This is a genomic window from Mesorhizobium muleiense (assembly GCF_900099905.1).
Taxonomy (GTDB): Bacteria; Pseudomonadota; Alphaproteobacteria; order Rhizobiales; family Rhizobiaceae; genus Mesorhizobium; species Mesorhizobium muleiense.
The window spans coordinates 32,645-50,638 of sequence record NZ_FNEE01000034.1 but is presented as its reverse complement, the minus strand read 5'-3'; the positions used below and the strand labels follow the sequence as shown (position 1 = coordinate 50,638).

17 protein-coding genes are annotated in these 17,994 nt (G+C 62.2%); 5 read left to right on the top strand and 12 right to left on the bottom strand.

The features are described from left to right. Positions 1-180: 180 nt before the first annotated feature. Complete coding sequence (locus BLT09_RS31490) at positions 181-852, top strand: Crp/Fnr family transcriptional regulator (protein WP_091600388.1); 672 nt, start codon at positions 181-183, stop codon at positions 850-852. Positions 853-1,006: 154 nt separating this feature from the next. After that, positions 1,007-1,318: a tyrosine-type recombinase/integrase gene (locus tag BLT09_RS31485; protein ID WP_413468393.1), complete on the top strand. Its 312-nt coding sequence runs from the start codon at positions 1,007-1,009 to the stop codon at positions 1,316-1,318. Positions 1,319-1,505: 187 nt separating this feature from the next. Here BLT09_RS31485 and BLT09_RS31480 read toward each other — a convergent pair whose 3' ends face one another. From BLT09_RS31480 to BLT09_RS31445, 8 genes are all read right to left on the bottom strand, one after another. Further along, positions 1,506-2,207: a molybdate ABC transporter substrate-binding protein gene (locus BLT09_RS31480; RefSeq protein ID WP_091600387.1), complete on the bottom strand. Its 702-nt coding sequence runs from the start codon at positions 2,205-2,207 to the stop codon at positions 1,506-1,508. Between the two features lie 321 nt (positions 2,208-2,528). Continuing rightward, a complete protein-coding gene (locus BLT09_RS31475) occupies positions 2,529-3,575 on the bottom strand; it encodes a glutathione synthetase (RefSeq protein ID WP_091600386.1) in 1,047 nt (348 codons plus the stop codon). A 14-nt stretch (positions 3,576-3,589) separates the two neighbouring features. Then, positions 3,590-5,458 carry a flavohemoglobin expression-modulating QEGLA motif protein gene (locus BLT09_RS31470; protein ID WP_091600385.1) on the bottom strand — a complete coding sequence of 623 codons (1,869 nt, stop codon included), beginning with the start codon at positions 5,456-5,458 and terminating at the stop codon, positions 3,590-3,592. Continuing rightward, positions 5,455-6,282 carry an N-formylglutamate amidohydrolase gene (locus tag BLT09_RS31465; RefSeq protein ID WP_091600384.1) on the bottom strand — a complete coding sequence of 276 codons (828 nt, stop codon included), beginning with the start codon at positions 6,280-6,282 and terminating at the stop codon, positions 5,455-5,457. Before BLT09_RS31465 ends, BLT09_RS31470 begins: the two co-directional genes overlap by 4 nt. Before the next feature lie 129 nt (positions 6,283-6,411). Beyond that, positions 6,412-6,813: a GFA family protein gene (locus BLT09_RS31460; RefSeq protein WP_027155694.1), complete on the bottom strand. Its 402-nt coding sequence runs from the start codon at positions 6,811-6,813 to the stop codon at positions 6,412-6,414. A 22-nt stretch (positions 6,814-6,835) separates the two neighbouring features. Further along, complete coding sequence (locus BLT09_RS31455; protein ID WP_091600383.1) at positions 6,836-7,894, bottom strand: Gfo/Idh/MocA family protein; 1,059 nt, start codon at positions 7,892-7,894, stop codon at positions 6,836-6,838. 78 nt (positions 7,895-7,972) lie between these two features. Further along, the gene (locus tag BLT09_RS31450) at positions 7,973-8,758 is read right to left on the bottom strand and encodes a ThuA domain-containing protein (protein WP_091600392.1); all 786 of its coding nucleotides are present in this window, start codon (positions 8,756-8,758) and stop codon (positions 7,973-7,975) included. A 178-nt stretch (positions 8,759-8,936) separates the two neighbouring features. Continuing rightward, positions 8,937-10,451: a tlde1 domain-containing protein gene (locus BLT09_RS31445; protein ID WP_091600382.1), complete on the bottom strand. Its 1,515-nt coding sequence runs from the start codon at positions 10,449-10,451 to the stop codon at positions 8,937-8,939. A gap of 501 nt (positions 10,452-10,952) precedes the next feature. Between BLT09_RS31445 and BLT09_RS31440 the strand changes: the two genes are divergently transcribed. Next, positions 10,953-11,375 (top strand): cupin domain-containing protein, encoded by a 423-nt coding sequence (locus BLT09_RS31440; RefSeq protein ID WP_091600381.1) that lies wholly within the window; start codon positions 10,953-10,955, stop codon positions 11,373-11,375. Positions 11,376-11,527: 152 nt separating this feature from the next. On the opposite strand, the gene BLT09_RS31435 is transcribed toward BLT09_RS31440, so the two are convergent. Beyond that, positions 11,528-12,967 carry an FAD-binding oxidoreductase gene (locus BLT09_RS31435; protein WP_091600380.1) on the bottom strand — a complete coding sequence of 480 codons (1,440 nt, stop codon included), beginning with the start codon at positions 12,965-12,967 and terminating at the stop codon, positions 11,528-11,530. A 192-nt stretch (positions 12,968-13,159) separates the two neighbouring features. Between BLT09_RS31435 and BLT09_RS31430 the strand changes: the two genes are divergently transcribed. Together BLT09_RS31430 and BLT09_RS31420 are read left to right on the top strand one after the other, a co-directional pair. After that, positions 13,160-13,423 carry a hypothetical protein gene (locus BLT09_RS31430; RefSeq protein ID WP_091600379.1) on the top strand — a complete coding sequence of 88 codons (264 nt, stop codon included), beginning with the start codon at positions 13,160-13,162 and terminating at the stop codon, positions 13,421-13,423. Between the two features lie 447 nt (positions 13,424-13,870). Next, positions 13,871-14,170 carry a hypothetical protein gene (locus tag BLT09_RS31420; protein WP_091600377.1) on the top strand — a complete coding sequence of 100 codons (300 nt, stop codon included), beginning with the start codon at positions 13,871-13,873 and terminating at the stop codon, positions 14,168-14,170. A gap of 59 nt (positions 14,171-14,229) precedes the next feature. Here the strand turns inward: BLT09_RS31420 and BLT09_RS31415 are convergent, their stop codons facing one another. The 3 genes from BLT09_RS31415 to BLT09_RS31405 are packed head-to-tail and all read right to left on the bottom strand — an operon-like array spanning position 14,230 to position 17,275. Then, positions 14,230-15,501 (bottom strand): NAD(P)/FAD-dependent oxidoreductase, encoded by a 1,272-nt coding sequence (locus tag BLT09_RS31415; protein ID WP_091600376.1) that lies wholly within the window; start codon positions 15,499-15,501, stop codon positions 14,230-14,232. Further along, complete coding sequence (locus BLT09_RS31410) at positions 15,498-16,211, bottom strand: methyltransferase domain-containing protein (RefSeq protein ID WP_091600375.1); 714 nt, start codon at positions 16,209-16,211, stop codon at positions 15,498-15,500. Before BLT09_RS31410 ends, BLT09_RS31415 begins: the two co-directional genes overlap by 4 nt. Further along, positions 16,208-17,275 (bottom strand): type III polyketide synthase, encoded by a 1,068-nt coding sequence (locus tag BLT09_RS31405; RefSeq protein WP_091600374.1) that lies wholly within the window; start codon positions 17,273-17,275, stop codon positions 16,208-16,210. The genes BLT09_RS31410 and BLT09_RS31405 overlap by 4 nt, the downstream gene beginning before the upstream one ends. Between the last annotated feature and the right edge of the window lie 719 nt (positions 17,276-17,994).

Sequence of the window (17,994 nt, the reverse complement as noted above, 5' to 3'; positions counted from 1 at the left end):
GGATGTTGCAAACAAGGATATGCCAGTCGAACCAGGCTCGGCTGTGGGAATTCCCACACCGGGGAAAACATTGGAAAAATCCGCTCCCAGTTTTGCTTTCCGGAAAGCGGGGCCTGCGGCCATCAAATTTCCTTGGATAGGGAGTAAGATGAAGTACACCTGATTGAACAAGAGGCTGTTGTGACAGGCTCTCCGGCCTTCATCTCAAGACTTTGCGATGCCGACCTCGCCGCGCTGACCAAACGGTGGCACGAGCGCAGCTATCGACACAACGAGCTAATCATTTCCCACGGCGACACTGGTCGCGATGTCTTCTTCCTGCTGGAAGGACGGGCTCGCGTGACACTGGTTTCAGCGGACGGCAGGGAGATAGCGTATCGCGATGTCGAACCGGGTGATATTTTCGGGGAGCTCGGAGGCATTGACGGGATTGCACGCTCTGCCAGCGTAGTCGCGCTGGAGGCAACCCGCGCTGCACGGCTGTCCGGCACAGCATTCCGGGATATCGTGATGACCCACCCGACTTTTGCCTGGATGCTGCTTGAGCATCTGTCTGCCCAGCTCCGGCGCATGACCGAGCGGGTATTCGAATACAGCACTCTGGTCGTGCGAAAACGGCTGATCGTCGAGCTCCTGCATCGGGCGGAGAAAGCCGCACTCGTGGACGGCGAGGTGTCCATAAGCCCGGCACCGACGCATTCCGAGCTGGCGGCAACGATGAGCACGCACAGGGAAGCGGTCTCGCGCGAAATGAGCGACCTCGCCAAGAGAGGCCTGATCGAAAAGCGCGGCAGCAGGTTATTGCTGCATGACGTCTCGGCACTACGGGCGCTGGTCGACAAGAAGGAATAGCGAAGGCTGTCGCTGCGGCGGGGGCACCGCACGTTTCATACTCCTCGGCCGCAAGCGATTATTCCTTCCGGCAAACTGCGCAACCTAGCGTGCCAGCGCGCGGGTCGGGCTTTGATCGCTTCACCCGTTGCAAGAATCATGACTCGGCTTCTTGATGCGGGCACGGAACGTCGATCGACCCAATCTCTCTCGTCGTCTCGCGATAGTCCACCAGCCACGCAAGCTGCCGCTGGTGCTGAGCGCCGAGGAGGTAGCGCGGCTGCTCGAAGCGGCGCCGGGGCCGAAATACAAGGCGGCGCTCGGCACGGCCTATGGCGCCGGGCTGCGGGTTTCCGAGGTGGCGGCGCTCAAGGTGACCGACATCGACTCGGCGCGCATGCTGATCCGCGTCGAACAAGGCAAGGGCCGCAAGGATCGCCACGCCATGCTGTCGCCGCAATGTGACGAGCATACCATTTCGCATTGAACCGGGCGACCTGCAGCCGCGATACATCACTGAACGCGAACGGCCTCCGCAAAGAGGCTGTTCGATGCATGGGCTGCTTTTCCGCGTTCCACCCGGCTGAGATGTTGAACGCTCTTTGCCTGCGCGGCTTAGGCGAATGCCTTGGCCGGCTCGGTAGCGCCATATGCGGACGTCGCTCAATGCCGGATTAGGTCTGCTTAGGACGCCGTTCGATGCCTGTGGCCGCGAGGGACTCATCAAGGTCGGGCGAGGACAGGAAGTTCAGCAACTGTCTAGCGGCGCCTGTGTTCGTGGCGGCACTTATGGCGAGGTCGAAGTCGACGTGGCTCTGGAGTTGCACAGGGAAAGGACCAATGAGAATAACGTCAGGGGCGGCAGCGAGGATGGAGGTTACCGGAACAACTGCCAACTCGGCTTCGCCACGAGCCACGCTGGTCGCCGTCTGCCCTCCCAATATAGGCACTAGTTTTGGCCTCACCTCAGCCGCCAGTCCCAGCCGTTCGAGGAGGCCGGTGAAGTAGCCACCGCTGGTTCCGTCGCTAGCGTAGGCGATCGACTTGGCATTCTTCAGGGCGTGCTCGAACGCTTCGATGGAGTCGACGCGGAACGCACGGCCGCCCGCCTTTGCCGCCACGCCCATGCTGATCCGGCCAAATGGCACTTGGCTCCCCGCCAGCACCCATCCGGTTGCAGTCAGGTCCCGAACTAGATTCGGATTGGTGATGACCAAGTCGAAGGGCTGTCCTCGTTCGATCTGAGCCTTCACCGTCGGGTTGAGTTCCCACTTGTTCGCTACGCTGAGCCCAGTCGCCGTTTCGAACGACGCGATGATAGGGAGGACTGCCGGCCGGACCGCAATGGCTCCAAAGAGCTGGATCTCATCGCCCATTAACGCGCCCCTTCTGCGCTGGATGCTCTCTCACCATATACGGAATGTCCGCATCGGGTCATCAGTGCTGGTTGCCGCGAATGTCGGCTATCGGGTAGCAAAACGGGTTGATGAAGGTCGGCTTGGGGTCAGAACTTGCCGTAGAAGTTCTCCGAACGAAGGGCAGACAAGGATTGAACTCGGTCGTTCAGAGTGATTGGATTCTGCCCTAGTCTGGAAAGAGCCGGCCGGCGTCTTCAGCCGAATGTCGCCAGAGGCTCAGTGCGAACCTCAACCCACTTGCCGTCCTAGTTGGCCTGCTAGCCGGCCTGCCTGCATCCCTCAGAGCGTCGCCAGCCGCGAATTTGTCATGGCCGTTCCATAGGCTTGCCGCAGCGTCCGCTTCTCCTCCAGCGCAATGATGACGCTTGTGGCAAAATCCGTCTTGTACATGACGGCGAGCCGTGTCAGCCCGCCTGGCGTGAAGACGTTGATCTCCAGAAGCTTGTCCCCGACGATGTCGAGCCCAACCAGAAACATGCCGTCATTGATCAATTTGGGGCGCACCATCTCGGCAATGTCCAACATCGTGCCTGTTACCTTGACTTTGCGGGCTGTTCCGGCGGCATGGATGTTGGACCGGACGTCGCCCTTGGCTGGAAGCCGGCGAAAGGCTGCGTAATTACCGTCGCGCACCAGCGGCAGACCGTTCATCAGGAAAAGACGCACGTCACCAGCCTTGGCCTCCGGAATGTAGACCTGCGCGATGAGATAGCCGTCACCGCTGGCCGCTTCGAAAATCTGGTTGAGGTTGGAATCGGTGGGCGTTGCAATATGGAAGACGTTCTTGCCACCCGATCCTTGGAGTGGCTTGACGATGCAGCCCTTCGAGTGTTTGTCGATAAATGCGCGGATCTCGGTAATGCTGCGCGATATCAGGGTAGCCGGCCTGACCGCCTCGGGAAAAGACTGAAGGTAGAGCTTGCTCTGCGCCTGTCCCAGGCCATCCGGATCGTTGACGACAATCGCGCCGCGAGCCGCCGCGAGCCGCCCGAACATAACGCCTGCGTTGGCGGCCCATGGCCGATCGGTGGCGTCCAGCGATGGATCGTTGCGCAGAAACACAATGTCGATATCGCTTATCGCCAAAGTCTTTTTCTGCTTCGCTGCATCCTTCAGGGCAGCATGCAGCCTGTCGGACGTCTTGTAGGAAGCATCCGGCAGAACCGCTACACTGACAGCCAGACCGTCATCCGGACGCAGTATGAAGTCGCCTGGTTCAACATAGACAACGGAATGGCCGCGCTGGACGGCGGCCAGCGCCAACGCTGTCGTCGTGTAGGCGGGCGTCTCGCTCTCAATGGAATTGACAAAGAACGCAATGCGCATCGAGGAGACCCCGCTCAAGTTTCAACCATATCGATCGGACCGATTCCCGCCATCGCTTTCTTGAGACGCGGACGCGCCGCGTCGGAAGAGAGGAACGCGGGCTCGAGGCGCGGCGCCCGCAGCAAGCCGCGCGCGTTGAGTTCTTGGATCGCTCCGAAATGCGCGGCGGAGATCTTGCCGATCCAGAACGGCGTGAGGCTGCCGCCGTCCTTCAGATGATCGAGGATCTGCACCATGCCCCGCAGATAGATGGCGTCCTTTGCAAGGCCACCGCCTCGATAGACACGCAGAACGACGTTGAAGGCGCCGCGATCATCGAGACCGAAATCCCTGTGGAGGATGCGGAAGGTCTCCTCGAATGTTGCTCCGTCGAGCATCGCCTGACAGGCGATAACCCTGGCCGCGATCAGCCTCAACCGCGCTGCGGTCATGCCGCCGACCAGATATTCCGCCAGCACGGCCAGTCCCTCCTGCATGCCCTCATAGCCGGCGAGTCCGTTGCGGAAAATGGCGAGCCCCTGCGCATCGCCGTTGAAATAGGTCAGCAGATGGACACCGATCTCGTGACTGAGCAGCGCAGTCAGACGCTCCGGTGGAAGGTTGGTATCGCGTGAAACCAGCAGCCGGTTTCGAGAGACGAGGAGGCCGGCCGGCAGGTCGCCGCGGATCTCCACGGAGGCATCGAATTCGGGATAGGCTGCCCGGTAGCCGGCAATCATGTCTCGCGCGGCCGCGGCGACAGCGTCGGCGCCCAGGCCCTTCTGCCGGGTGGCCGACGCAACGCTAGGCGCCTTTTCGAGAATGGCGCGTGCTCGCGCCGCCAGGCTCGGCTCGACGCTACCATAGAGAGCTCGTCCGAGTTCGACGAAGCGGGGCGTTTCGCGCGCCGCGAGCATCGACAGCTGGAGATCGAGCTCCTGCTGCTTTTGCGAGAGCAGCGTGGTCAGCAGCGGATCTTCCAGATGATCAAGCGAGACCGAATAGAGCTTCCGTTTCTGGCCGGCGACCTCGAACTCGAGCGGCCTGTAGAGCAGCACGGGCACACGCTCGAAGGCGCCTGCCTGGAATTCCAGCCAGGCTGGTTCGGCATTGATCGGTGTGACGGCAAGCAGAAAATCGAATGTCGACGCGACGTTGTCGATCGCCCGATCAGCGCGCACCACCGCGTCGATATAGGCGCGCCGCCCCAGCGAACGATGGGTTGCCGGCTGTTCCAGCCTTGATGCCTTCAGGAAGGCGCTGACGGCCTGAAGCGCGGAATCGACCATGTTGGCGACGACAAGGTCGTGGAGTTCGGGGTAGACGCGCTTGGTGCCAGGCACCCGGTAAATCGGTGCGAAGCGTACCGTCAAGCACGCCGCATCACCGAGATCATCCAGAAGCCGTGCTTCGGCGCGTGTCGTGGGGTTGAGTTCGTCGACGCGGGGCGTGCGGTATTTTGCTTCGCGTGCGGACGCAGCGGTGGCGAAGCGCTTCAGTGCCGCCTTCTCCGCCGCCGTGTCGCCGCAGGCCAGCGCAATCTCGAAGGGCGGCAGGAACGGAACATCCTCGGTCAGGAACCGGTCTTCGGCCAACTCGCCGATGTCCAGCATGAGGAAGGCGCCGCAGTGATCGCGCAGCCTTCGCACCACCAGCCGCGCGGCCTCGCGGGCGGGGCCGATGTCGGCCGCGATCAGATAGGACGCGTTGGCGGAGACGGCATGGAATGCCGCATCCTGATGCGACCCAACATGGACACACAGAAAGGGCAGCGGCCGATCCATGTGCAAACGGTTGCCATTGCCGAAATCGCGGCGGATTGGCTTGCCGTCCCGCAAAAGCGCGTCCAGGTCCGATTCGATTTGCGCCAATGGAGGCGCGGGCTCAACGAGCTTGGGCTTCATCGCATGGCCCGCAGCGCCGATTCCAGGACGGGCACCGTAAACGCCAGCATGGCGCGCAGCCGCTCGATTGTTCCCCAGTCGGGTTCGCCACTCCATTCGTTCATGAAAATCTTCTTGAACTCGACGGCGATGGCACACCCGGTTTCCGGAAAATTGGCATGGACGAAACGGGTCTGTTCGCCCTTGCCCTGGAAGGACACATTCTCGCGCACATCGATCGGCTCGCCGTTGAGACGCTGGCCGCGAAGCGTCTCGATGAAAGCGTCGACGACCGGTGCCCAGCGCTCGCGGTCCATGGAAGACGTACCGATGTTGATGTCGGGCGCGACGTCACGGGACGTAGGCATAGCCTCCCGTCCGTCGCGCCGGTGATTATAACTATGGACGTCGATGAGAACGAACCTGCCATGGCGCTTCTCGATACCGGCAAGGACACGGTTCAGCTCACTGTAGAAGGCGTCGTGAAAGGAGAGAGACTCCGTAACGATGTCCTCGTCCGGCTGCTCTCGCCAGACTTTCAGGCCCCAGGACTGGTCCGGCGACCGGTAGACCGCAGCGTCTCGCGCACGGTTCAGATCCACTTGGAAGCGTGACCGATGAACGATGATCTGGGTAGGAAAATCGGCGATGAAACGCTCGGTGAACGGGTCCTCTTCTCTACGCCGGTCGGGATCGGAGAGACACATGAGCGATCGACAAGCCCTGCCAACGTCGGTGCCGCTGTGGATAGCTGTACCGACTATAGGCGACTCTCCGAGCTTGATCGTCCAGCCTGCCGGTGATCCACCCGGATCATTGTTGCCCGGATCATTGTTGGAAGTCATCGTGTTCACAGTCCATCGAATGCGTGGAGAGTGTGGACGGTTCCAGTTCATCGAACAAGCGATCGTTGGCTCGCCCTGGATCAGCAGGCTGAACCGTCCAAAAACGTCAGCCGAAGGTGGCCGATGGCTTCAGCCGAACGTCGCCAGAGGCTCAGTGCGGACCTCGACCCACTCGCAGCGCCGGCTGTCGTGATAGAAGGACAGGAAGGGCGGCGGGAACGATGGGTCGGCGAAAGCCCCCACCGGAATGGCGATCAGACCGGGCTGGACATCGATCCGGTAATGGACAGTGGTGCCGCAATCCGGGCAGAAACTATAGATGACACGGCCGCCTTCGTCGCCAACGCGCGTGAACTCCGCCGCTCGTCCCTGGATCGACACATCATTCTCCGCAAACCGCGCATTGAAGCTGAACGCGCTGCCGGTGCGCCGCTTGCAAGCCAGGCAATGGCAGACAGAGACGCGTACAGGCTCGCCCGAACAGGTGGCTGACAGCTGACCGCAGGAACATTGGGCGCGACGCGTGACCATGGCTGGCCCCTTTCAGCGAACATCAATGGGTTTCGGCATGGGTCCTGAGCTCAGCCCTCTTCTCGTCGGAGACGACGGCAAGGTCGAGCACCTTCTGCAATTCGGCCGCGTGGCGGAACGACGGTTCGGCCTGGACGCGGTTTCGCACCGCATCGACGAAGCGCTGGTAGTTGGTCGGCACCGTTCCAGCATCGAGAACCTGCCATTTTGCGTTCTCGATGTCCTCGCCCATGCACGCTTTCAGTTCCGAGTCGGTCAGATTGTGCACGACCTCGATACCACCCTTGTCGCCATAGATGCGCAGCCGCAATTCGTTGAGATGACCGGTTGCCCAGCGGCTGGCATGGACGACGCCGAAGGCGCCGTTGCTGAAATCCAGCGCCATGGTGAAGCTGTCATTGGCGTCGAGCTCATACTCGCCGATCCGGTTGCCGGGCGCCTTGTCGAAGGACCTGAGGCGGCAGAACACATGGTCGATGTCGAGCGCCGCGCCATAGCTGGCGAAATCGAGGATATGGATGCCGACATCGCCCAGCACGCCATTGGAGCCGTGGCCGCGCGACAGCCGCCACAGCCATTTCGGATCCGTACGCCAGTCGCCCCAGAACTTGGAAACCAGCCAACTCTGCAGATAGGACGCTTCGACGTGCCTGACCGTGCCGATCTCGCCGGCAAGCACCATGGCGCGCGCCCGCTGCAGCGGGGCGACGTTGCGATAGGTCAGGTTGACCATGTTGATGATGCCGGCTTGCTCGGCGGCATCGGCCATTTCACTGGCCCGCTGGTAATTTTCGGCCAGCGGTTTCTCGCACAGCACCGGCTTGCCCGCCGCGATCAGCATCATGGTCGTCGGATGGTGGATGCGGTCTGGCGTCACGTTCGCCACCGCGTCGAACTTGTCCCATGCGAGCGCGTCTTCCAGCGACTCGAACCGGTTGGGGATTGAGTAGCTGTCCGAAAACTTGTCGACACGCGCGCGGTCCAGATCGACGGCGCCGACCAGTTCGACGCCTTCGATCCTGCTGAACTGCCTGGCGTGTTCCTCCGCCATCCAGCCGGTGCCGAGTATCAGGAGACGCATGATTCTTATCCTTAGGATGAGGCCTTATCTTCTTGTTCGATCATGGATTTTTCAGAACCGAAGCTTCGCGATAGCGGTCTAGCGAAAACCGGCTTCGCCCGCGGCATGGAGCTTTCCGCCGCGCTCGACGATCGGCTCGAGCGCCTTTTCCACCGGCACGTTCGGCGCGTCGAGGATGGCTGGATGCGCGCCCTGCGGGTTGTGCGCCCATTTCACCGCATTGCGCAGCACCTTTTGGACATGCGCGTCGTGATACGTCGGATAGGTCTCGTGGCCGGGCCTGAAATAGAAGATGTTGCCGGCGCCGCGGCGATAGGTCAGCCCCGACCGGAACACTTCGCCGCCCTGGAACCAGGAGATGAACACCGTTTCCAGCGGTTCCGGCACGGCGAACTGCTCGCCATACATCTCCTCGTTCTCAAGCTCGAAATACTCGCCGATCCCCGCAGCGATCGGGTGGTTGGGGCTCGTTACCCAGAGCCGCTCGCGCTCGCCGGCCTCGCGCCATTTCAGCGTGCAGGGCGTGCCCATCAGCAGCTTGAAGATCTTCGAGAAATGGCCGGAATGAAGCACGATCAGCCCCATGCCTTGCCAGACGCGGCGAGCCACGCGTTCGACGACTTCGTCGGCGACAGCGCCATGGTCCTTGTGTCCCCACCACACGAGCACATCGGTTTGCGTCAGACGGTCGGCCGGCAGGCCATGCTCCGGTTGCTCAAGCGTCGCCCACGATACGGAAATTTCGGGGTCGAGCTTCAGCGCGTCGGCGATCGTTGCATGCATGCCCTCGGGGTAGATCCCCGCCACCACCTGATTGGTCCGCTCATGGATATTCTCGCCCCAAACGACAGCGCGTATCGTCATGACATCCTCTTGATCGGTTGAAGCCGCCCCGGTCCGGTCAGTCATAGTATCCTCGGCCGGGATTGAAAACGGTTTCGAGGCTGACTGCTGACAATTGGCTGGAAGTCGGCGGGACAGCGCCCCCCTCTGTCCGGCAGGACAGAGGGGGGCGCGAAGGAGCGCTACATCAGCGGCTTCCTTAGCCGCGCACGACGAGGCGTTTGATCTTGCCCTTCTTGAACGCGGCGAGGAAGCTGGCGTAGTCCTTGAAGACGACGCAGCCGCTCGATTCCCCGAGGCGGCCGCGCAGCAAGTAGGTGTGCGCAAGAAAGCCGTCGCGGCCAAATTTGTTCTTGCCGTCGATAGGAGTGAGACGCAGCGCCTCCACCCCATGGAAGCGCGATTCACGCAGCCTCAGATCGTAGGTGTGGGGCGGCGTCGGGCCGGCATTCTTCCGGTTGGCGTAGCGCGCCTGGTCGGCCATCGAGCCCAGTCCCGAATGCGCCTCGAGCCGCGAGCCGTCCGGCATATAGACGGTTTTCGCCGAGATGTCGTAGACGGCGACGCCGCTGCCGGGCTTGGTGAACAGGTTGCCGAAGACCCCGCCGCCGCCCGCCGGGCTGTCGGGTTTGGCATAGGCCAGCGTGTCTGCGGCCTTCGACCGCTTGGCCGGCTTGCCCTGGCTGCTTTGCATGCCCCGGCTGCCCTGCATGCCCGGGCTGCCCTGCATGTCCTCTTGCATGCTTGGTTTCGCCGCCGGTGACGAACTCCTCGGCGACAAGGCTGGCGCCCGGGGCATCTCGACCTGCGGCGCGGCGGCGGTCTCCACCCTGTTGGCTTTGGATGGCTGAGACTGGGCTTTGGCGGCCTTCGATGCCTGGACCTTGGGCGCATTGGCCTTGGGTGCCCTAACCTCGGGTGCCTCGACCTCGGGCGCCTCGTCTGACTGGTCGATTTCCGCCTGCGGACGCCAAGTCGGCAAGGGAACGCTCCCGGGCATTGTGTCCTGCGGCGGCAGCGACGCCATCTGCACCTCGCCCTCTCGCGTGGCAGCATGATCGGCCGTCGTCGCCTGCGGCAGCACGTCGATCATCGCTTCCGGCAATGCATTCGCAAGCGCCAGCGCCAGCCGGGAGGATCGGTCGATTTCCGCAATCTCGGGCCCGAAGCGCACTGATGCGGGACCATGCTGATCGGCCAGGCGCACCGGCTCCGCAAAGCGCTGGTCCGTTGGCAGACTGACGACCGCAAACGGCGCGGCCCCGCCGGAGGCGCGGGCAAAGGCAGCAGCAATCTTTTGCGGCGACAGCGCCGCTTTCGCCACCACGCTGTCGAAGCGCGATTGCGGTGAGATTTCGGCGACAAGCTGCACAGCATCCGGCCGCGCTAACGGCTTGAGACGCGCTACCTTGCCTTCATGCTCGAAGCTCGCGGCGGCGTGCGCGCAGTCGGCATTGCATCGGCCGAGCAGCGACGCCTGACGCTGCCGGCTTGCCAGTGACGGCGCCCACGAATTGGCCCGTGGGTTGACAAGTGTGTGTCGGGGATCGGCGAGCGCCATGGAGCGCGGCGCGAGCAGGTTTTGCGGAAGACTGCTGGAGGCGGCGGTGAGCGAAGTTCCCACCGAATGGAGGCCGGCCACGGTCGCAGCCGACCACAGCGCGATCGCAGCGCCAACAACGGGAATCGCGACCCAGCGCAGGCCGGGCCTCATCGAGGGCAATCCACTATCAGGATTGTCACCCCGGTTATTCAAACGCATCAACGCCATACAACCAAACCTCAATCGGCCTTGCGGCATGCGGGCTCGCAGCCGTCACAATCACAGTCGCCTGGTGCCCCCCGGCACGCTTCACGTCTGTTGCCGATTGAATCAAAAGATGGACAAACTTGGTTAACCAATCCCTCTACCGATCGCCGATCAGGCGAAGGTCTATGTCAAAAAAGGCTCCCTCCAAAACTATGAAAATAGCGGAAATGCCCTCTGTATCAGGCTTTGCTGCCCGTTTTTGCCGGCCGAGTCAAGAAACCGAAAGGACTAGGCCGTGCCTGGGCGGGCCTCAGTTAAAGGCTGTTTCGAGTTCGAAAGCGTCGCATCACCCGTGATCGTCTGCGCGCAGGCTGCGTTGCCGGCGCTGCCTTACAGGTAAATTCGTTTGTGCTAATATACCTTAGTCATGCACATTTGTGCGCGACCAACAAAAGGGAGGATGCGATGGAAACCATGAATCGCAGGTCTGCAATAGCGCTCGGCGTCGCTGCCGCCGCGGTAGCGCCTCTATTCGCTTTGGCGAGATCCGCAACGGCCAAGGAGTACGGCCCGAATGAAGGCAAGGAGATTGCGCCCGGCGTCAGACTGGTGGAGGTCGGCACTGGGACCTCCGACATTCCCGCTTACAAGAGCATCTCAATTGTCGACATTGTCTTTCAGCCCGGAGCAGTGGCTCCTGAAGAGGTCATGGACAACGACATGGTCTGCACGATCGCTGCCGGCGAATTCACGATCAAGAAAGCGGACAAGGAATTCAAACTTAGAGAAGGCGACATGTACACTTGCGCCAAGGGCAAGACCGACGGTTCCACCAACACAAGTGCCGTGGTCGGCGTACATCGCATTGCGATCTTGATACCTGCCTAGAACAATTCCAGGCAAAGTGTGCAACGGTTTCCGCCCGGAATTGCGCAAAAAACAAATAGCTAGAGCGGTTCAGCGAACCGCTCTAGCGCATGACCCGAAAATGAGGCCCGCGTCCTCCGTCGGAGGCGCGGGCCTTGTCATGCCTGCGCAGCCTATGCGGCGCGCTGCGCTTCCATCGGCCGCAAATTCTGGTTCATGCGGAACAGGTTCAGCGGATCATATCGCTGCTTGATTTCCAACAACCGCCGATAGTTGCCGCCATAGGCTGCTTCGACCCTGTCGACCTCGTCCCCGGGCATGAAGTTCACATAGGCCGTGCCGGCGGCATAGGGCTTGGCTGCTTCATAGAGACCCCGCGCCCAGTCGATGCAGGCCTGGTCCATTTCGGGTTCGCGCCAGCGGGCGTGGACATTCATGACGTAATGCGCGCTGCGTTGCGGAAACGCCGTTGCATCCGCTGTCACCCGGCCCGCGGCACCGCCGACATGGCCGATGAAAATCTCGCATTCGGGGCCGGGAAGCCTGGGTATCGCCGCCGTGACGACCTCGACCGCGGTGTCGGAAAGCTCGGTGAAGTCGTGGCTCTTCCAGTAGTTGCGGGCGCCAGGCGTCAGCAACGGATCGAATCCCTGCTGCCAGCCGGTGAACGGGTTGGGACCGACCACGTCTGCAATCGGTGTGCCGATGGCGCGAAGCCTCTGTGTCGCCTTCTCGCCCTCCTGAAGGTCGCCGCAATAGCACATGGCCAGGACCAGCACCTCCTTGCCATGCCATTCGGCCGGCAGGAACGGCAGCGGCGGCGCCTGCCGCATGACCGCCCAGCAGGTCAACTCATTGGGCGCTGCTTCGAGCGCCGCTCGGTATTCCCGCAACACGTTTTCGGCATCGGCGAAGGGATGAACGACAAGCCCCGACAGCACCTGCGGACCGACCTGGTGGAGCTTGAACTCGAAGGCCGTGACGATGCCGAAATTGCCGCCGCCACCGCGCAGCGCCCAGAACAGGTCCGGATTTTCGGTCTGGCTGGCGCGCAGCAGCTTGCCGTCGGCGGTAACCACATCGGCGCAGAGAAGATTGTCGATGGTCAGGCCGAATTTCCGCGTGATCCAACCGAAGCCGCCGCCCAGCGTCAGGCCCGAAATGCCGGTGGTCGAGTTGATGCCGGTCGGCACCGCCAATCTGAAGGCCTGTGTCTCCGCGTCGACATCGGCGAGCGTCGCGCCAGGTTCCACCCATGCCCGCCGCGTCGCCGGATCGACCCGCACCGACTTCATCGGCGACAGATCGATCATCAGGCCGCCGTCGCAGACGGCGCTGCCGGCGATGTTGTGGCCGCCGCCGCGAACGGCGACGAGCAGCCTGTTTTCCCTGGCAAAATTGACGGCGGCGATAACGTCGGCGGCACCGGCGCAGCGCACGATCAGCCCGGGCCGCCGGTCGATCATGGCGTTCCAGATGCTGCGTGCCTCGTCATAGGCGGCGTCGCCTTCCCTCAGCACGGTGCCGCGCAATTGTGCCGAAAGCGCCTCCAGGGCCGCGGCATCGACCGTCGTCTTGCCGCGATCAAGCGTGGTGAGGCTCATGCTATCCATGGCTTTCCTCCCGATTGTTTTTGAGCCGTTTTCCCTCCACCCGTTTCCAAGTCTGCCTTTATATTAGAAGTCGCGCAAGTTCCTGATCGCTCGCTGGCCGGCATTGCGCAACCCGCACAACGGTCAGTGGAGGAACTACGCAGCGGTCCGCGGAGTTAGGCGTATGAGCAACCAATGCAGAGGAGAGCTCTGATGGCACCGCGCAAAAAACCCGACGTTTCGCCCGAAGGCCCGACCATCGAACAGCAGGATTGGGACGCGATCAAAGGCGGTAAAATTCTTCCAGACAGCGTGCCGGGAAACGCCGACATCCGCTACGAACTAGAGAAAGAGGCTGAACTGCCCGAGGAAGACGACGACAATCCATACCAGGAGAGCGACGAGGCTCTGCCGGACGACGAAGAGGAACGCGCCCTCTCGCGCAACCCCTCGAAGCAGGATATCGACGAGCCTTGAACGGGGCCGATCTGCAGCGACCAGAGCGTCACGACAGTGCAGAACCGTTGAAGGCGGAGCGAGGCGCCCCTCTCTGTCCTGCCGGACATCTCCCCCACTTGGGGGGAGATCGGCCGTCACCAGCGCCTTCGCGAACCGCCACAGTTGCAGGAGCGAGCGGTGCGCCAAAGCTGCCAATCTCCCCCCTTGCGGGGGAGATGTCCGGCAGGACAGAGGGGGCGCGAAGGATCACTACGGATCGGCTTTATCCTGAGCCGTTGCATTCTTTGGCTGGCGTAACGGCATGATCCCAGGGTCTGCGCCGCGTCCGTTCGCCAGCATTGCTGCTTGGATTGCCATCGGCCCCGACCCGTCGATCACGATTTCTGTCTGACGGAACAACTCCAAAAAAAGCTCGTTGGATAATCATGATCGCGCCCAGCGATGCAACTCCAATGGAGAGCCACCATGATGAAAAAAATTCTTTCTGCAACCGTACTCAGCATCGCCCTTGCCACTTCCGCGATGGCGCAATCAGACGGCACTGGATCCGGCACCACCGATCCGGGAGCGGCCACCGGGACAGGCACTGGCACCATGGCTCCCGGCACCGATAATGCAACTCCTGCCGATCCGAACGTAACCGGTTCAACAACCGACGGCGGCGACGGCATGGGTGATCGGTGCAAGGAAACCGCAGGCGCCGATGCGAATACAAACTCCGCCAGTGGCACTGCAACTGCGGACATGGAGAATTGCCCCAAGTGAGCTAGCGCTGTTGAGGTCGCGACTACCCTTGGGAGCGGACGAACGCGCCGCACCACCTGTCAGACAAAGCCGGGAACCGGCTTTGTCTTCCCGCTCAGTTGCGCGCCTAAGGTCAGCGCTTGTGGGAAATTCCGGACAATCGCCGCCATCCAGGTTGCGCTGCCTGGACTAACGGCAATCCCGGCAAGTGCGGCGGCGGCGTAGACCCGCGTTGAAAACAGACTTTTCCAGGCCGCCTCGTAGCGTCTGCCGGCCATCTCCCGCCCTGCGCGGCCGTCTGGCGCGCAAGAGAGTTCGCAAGCCAGCAGCCAGCCGGACTGGAGCGCCATTGAGATGCCCTCGGCGATGAGAGGGTGAGACTCTCCGGCTGCATTGCCGACGCGAAAGATGTCGCGTTCGTAGCCGGAGCGAATTCCCGGCCGGATCGGACCTGCGGCAAGCCACGGCCCGTCGACGTCAGCTGACTCTAGTGCATCCCTCACGCCCCGACATGATTCCATCAGATGACGGGAGACCGCCTCGGCGGCCGACAAATGGCTCTGGTGGCCGGGGTGTTTGCGCAACTGTGCGAGCATATCGCGCCGAATGCAGCACGAGATCGACAGCCGGCCATGATCCGCCGAAACCATGCCGCCATAACCGCCAGGAAATATCAGCAGGGGCATCAAATCAGGCGCCAGGGACGACCCGGTGAAATGCGCCTTGAAGCCGAACAGGTCCGAAGGGCGGTTGGTCTTTCCGAGCTGGCTGGGGAGCGGTCCTGGCTCCCAGGAGCCGTGTGCGGCGACAATCACCGGCGCGCGCAACATCGTCGTTTCGTTTCCGGCTTGAATTCGCACCAATTGCGCCTCGCCATCTGGGTCGATGGCGACGGCGCGGCAAGGCTGAAAGATCTCGACGCCCGCCGATCGCGCCGCCTGCAAAAGCAGACAGTCGAAAACATCCCGGCCGAGCGCCCGGCCGAAACCATCTTTTTTCGCGCGGCGCCCATCTTTTGCGGGAGGTCCGTCTTTTGCAGGAGGCCCATCCTCTGCGGGAGGCCCATCTCTTGCAGGAGGCATTGGCGCCTCGGCGCAGGTCTCGCCGGAAAACAAGCCGACGCGGCGGATTTCGGGGCCGGCATTGGCACGCCAGGCATCGCCGATCTCCAGCTGGTCCAGAAGCGCAAGATTGCTTGCCGATATATATTCGCCGCAGACCTTGCGGCGCGGGAACACGCTCTTTTCCACAATAGCCACGGCCCATCCGCGCCGGGCAAGCGTCAGCGCGACGGACGTGCCCGCCGGGCCGGCGCCTATGATGATCGCGTCATGGGTCGACAATCGCGTCATAGGACATGACCGGCGCTGGCGCCGACGAAAATGTGGGAAAAAAGGCCGGCGCGCCGTTCCTCGACCGGTTTGCCGTTTGCCGCGAGCCAGAGACCGGAAAGCTCGTTGCCGCGAAAGCCGGCACGCACACTTTGAGCCGCGTCGTTTCGTGTGACGTCATTGGCGCCGATCGCCGGGAGAAGACGGGTCGCGGCCAATGCCAGTTTGGTCCGCAACGGCTCTGTCGCCAACAGCAGCGGGGCCTTGGGCGCCATCAGCGAAAACAGACGCACGAGCCCGGCATCGTCGAAATGATGCAGAAACAGATTGACGGTGATCGCGTCGAACCGCGTGCCCTCATTCTTTCTCGCCCAGTCGAAGACATCGGCGGCGACGCCTTCGACCGTCCATCCCAGCCTGTCGAAATCACCACGCAATTGCGCGGTGATGAGGTCGACGCGGTCGAGCATTACCAGTTCGACCCCAGGCCAATGCCCGGCCATGCGCCGCGCCAACGCCAGCATGAAGGAGCCATCGCCAGCGCCGATCTCCAGAATCCGGTGCGGCGGCCCTGGCACGAACTTCTGCAGCAGCGACGCCATGATCCTGGCCTGAAACATCAGCGCGTTGATGCGACGGAGATCGCGCCGCGCCGCAAGCGCTCGCGGATCGTCGCCCGCAAGCCCGTCGAGGATTTCCGGCGCAAGCTGGCGGTGCTCCAGGCTGCTCATGACGCCGTTCGGAAAAGCATGGTTTCGGCCGCCAGCCCGGGTCCGAATGACATGCCGCAGCCGAGCATTCCTGGTGGCGCCTTCAACATCTCTTTCATCACGAACATGACGGTCGCCGACGACATGTTTCCATATCGGCGCAACACCTCGCGCGATGGCTCCAGCGCGGTGGGCGCGAGTTCCAGGGCCCGTTCGACGGCGTCGAGCACCGAACGTCCCCCCGGGTGCACGGCCCAGAGTTCGATCGCCTCGGTCGGCCGACCACCGAGGATGGCGTCGTGATTGCTCCGCAACGCGTCATGGATTGCTGCCGGGACCTGGCCGGAAAGAACCATTTCGAAACCGTGGTCACTAATGCTCCAGCTCATCAGATCCCGCCGCTCGTCCGCCACGATGCCGTAGAAGCTTTCGAGCTCGATGCCGTGCGGCTCGGCGGTGACGAGCGCAGCCGCACAGCCATCGCCCCAGAGGCAGAACGACAGCAGCTTTTCCAGTTCGCTGGTTTCCCGCAGATGCATCGTGCAGAGTTCGATATTGACCAGCAGGACCCTGGCCTGCGGATCGGAGCGGACGATGTGGCGGGCAAGCTTGAGGCCGTTGATCGCCGCATAGCAGCCCATGAAACCGATCATCGTGCGTTCGACCGTGTCCGGCAGGCCGCATCGCGCAACCAGCTCCAGGTCGATGCCTGGTGCTGAAAAACCGGTGCAGGTGGTGACGATGAGATGGGTGATGCGGGAAGCGCCGCCACCAAGCTCCAATCCGTCGACGGCTTTTCGCGCGAGAACAGGTGCGGCATGACAGAACATTGCCATTCTCTCGGCCGTTCCAGGAAAAGCGCCCCGGATGAACCTCCCGGCCAGATCTGCTGATGGTCCTTCGGGGTCGCCGGCAGGTGCAAAGCAGGAATAGCGGTGCTCGATGCCGGCAACGTCAACCATGCGTTCGAAAATTCTTCGGCGATCGGCCGCAAGCATGGAGGCGGCGAAACGCAGATAGAATTGATGAACCTCGTGCTCCGGCACCGCTGTCGCGATCCGGTTAATATACGCTTTGGCCGGCATATTCGGTCTCCTCGGCGTCGCGCACGGTATTTTTCAGGACCACCACCGGAGGTTGCTTGGTCATCGGCACCAGGTGTCGGGCAACAGGCATTGAGTGTTGTTGATGAACGTTTCTGAGAACTGATTTCATCCCGAGGTTCAGCCTGTGTGTTGCCGGTTCGCCGGCCACTAGGAACATAGGCTCCATCACCGAGGCGTCCACCGAAGTGCCCGCGCTTCGGGCCGGGGCGCCGCTGCGTCCGACCCTCTCCGGGCACTGTCTTTTTGCTGATCGATGGAACATTAGCGAATACTAACGATTGTAGGATGACAGCGAGTATCTCCCGGATATTGGCTGCTTGATCGGGCCCCCGGTCGGCCCGCGCTCCTCCAGAGGCGCGGGCCTCCAGTCCAAAGAGTAATTGGCGGCTTAAGGCTCAGTTTTGGAACGAGAATGCCGTGAGGGCGTTCGCCATAATTATCGCGAGCTGCCACAAGGCTCGCGGCAAAGAGAAGGAGAGCTGTCATGAACAATATCATCTGGCTGGTCGGGGCCGTCGTTATCGTAATTGCGATACTCAGCTTCCTTGGGCTTCGTTAGGTTTCGCCTTTAGCGACGCCTACGCCGAGCAAGTCGTAATTTGGGTCGTCTCTGGAAGCCTGAGGTTTGCAGGCGCAGCAGCTATTGGCGCTAACGAAACGACCCCGCTCTTTCACCGGCGAAGTTCCCTGCCCGATCC

What these genes read in the sequence shown, in the direction of transcription:
- BLT09_RS31470 (WP_091600385.1), bottom strand. Translation starts at nt 5,458, where the DNA reads ATGAAGCCCAAGCTCGTTGAGCCCGCGCCTCCATTGGCGCAAATCGAA.
- BLT09_RS31405 (WP_091600374.1), bottom strand. Translation starts at nt 17,275, where the DNA reads ATGCCGGCCAAAGCGTATATTAACCGGATCGCGACAGCGGTGCCGGAG.
- BLT09_RS31440 (WP_091600381.1), top strand. Translation starts at nt 10,953, where the DNA reads ATGGAAACCATGAATCGCAGGTCTGCAATAGCGCTCGGCGTCGCTGCC.
- BLT09_RS31420 (WP_091600377.1), top strand. Translation starts at nt 13,871, where the DNA reads ATGATGAAAAAAATTCTTTCTGCAACCGTACTCAGCATCGCCCTTGCC.
- BLT09_RS31415 (WP_091600376.1), bottom strand. Translation starts at nt 15,501, where the DNA reads ATGACGCGATTGTCGACCCATGACGCGATCATCATAGGCGCCGGCCCG.
- BLT09_RS31475 (WP_091600386.1), bottom strand. Translation starts at nt 3,575, where the DNA reads ATGCGCATTGCGTTCTTTGTCAATTCCATTGAGAGCGAGACGCCCGCC.
- BLT09_RS31460 (WP_027155694.1), bottom strand. Translation starts at nt 6,813, where the DNA reads ATGGTCACGCGTCGCGCCCAATGTTCCTGCGGTCAGCTGTCAGCCACC.
- BLT09_RS31485 (WP_413468393.1), top strand. Translation starts at nt 1,007, where the DNA reads ATGCGGGCACGGAACGTCGATCGACCCAATCTCTCTCGTCGTCTCGCG.
- BLT09_RS31445 (WP_091600382.1), bottom strand. Translation starts at nt 10,451, where the DNA reads ATGAGGCCCGGCCTGCGCTGGGTCGCGATTCCCGTTGTTGGCGCTGCG.
- BLT09_RS31480 (WP_091600387.1), bottom strand. Translation starts at nt 2,207, where the DNA reads ATGGGCGATGAGATCCAGCTCTTTGGAGCCATTGCGGTCCGGCCGGCA.
- BLT09_RS31450 (WP_091600392.1), bottom strand. Translation starts at nt 8,758, where the DNA reads ATGACGATACGCGCTGTCGTTTGGGGCGAGAATATCCATGAGCGGACC.
- BLT09_RS31410 (WP_091600375.1), bottom strand. Translation starts at nt 16,211, where the DNA reads ATGAGCAGCCTGGAGCACCGCCAGCTTGCGCCGGAAATCCTCGACGGG.
- BLT09_RS31465 (WP_091600384.1), bottom strand. Translation starts at nt 6,282, where the DNA reads ATGACTTCCAACAATGATCCGGGCAACAATGATCCGGGTGGATCACCG.
- BLT09_RS31455 (WP_091600383.1), bottom strand. Translation starts at nt 7,894, where the DNA reads ATGCGTCTCCTGATACTCGGCACCGGCTGGATGGCGGAGGAACACGCC.
- BLT09_RS31435 (WP_091600380.1), bottom strand. Translation starts at nt 12,967, where the DNA reads ATGGATAGCATGAGCCTCACCACGCTTGATCGCGGCAAGACGACGGTC.
- BLT09_RS31430 (WP_091600379.1), top strand. Translation starts at nt 13,160, where the DNA reads ATGGCACCGCGCAAAAAACCCGACGTTTCGCCCGAAGGCCCGACCATC.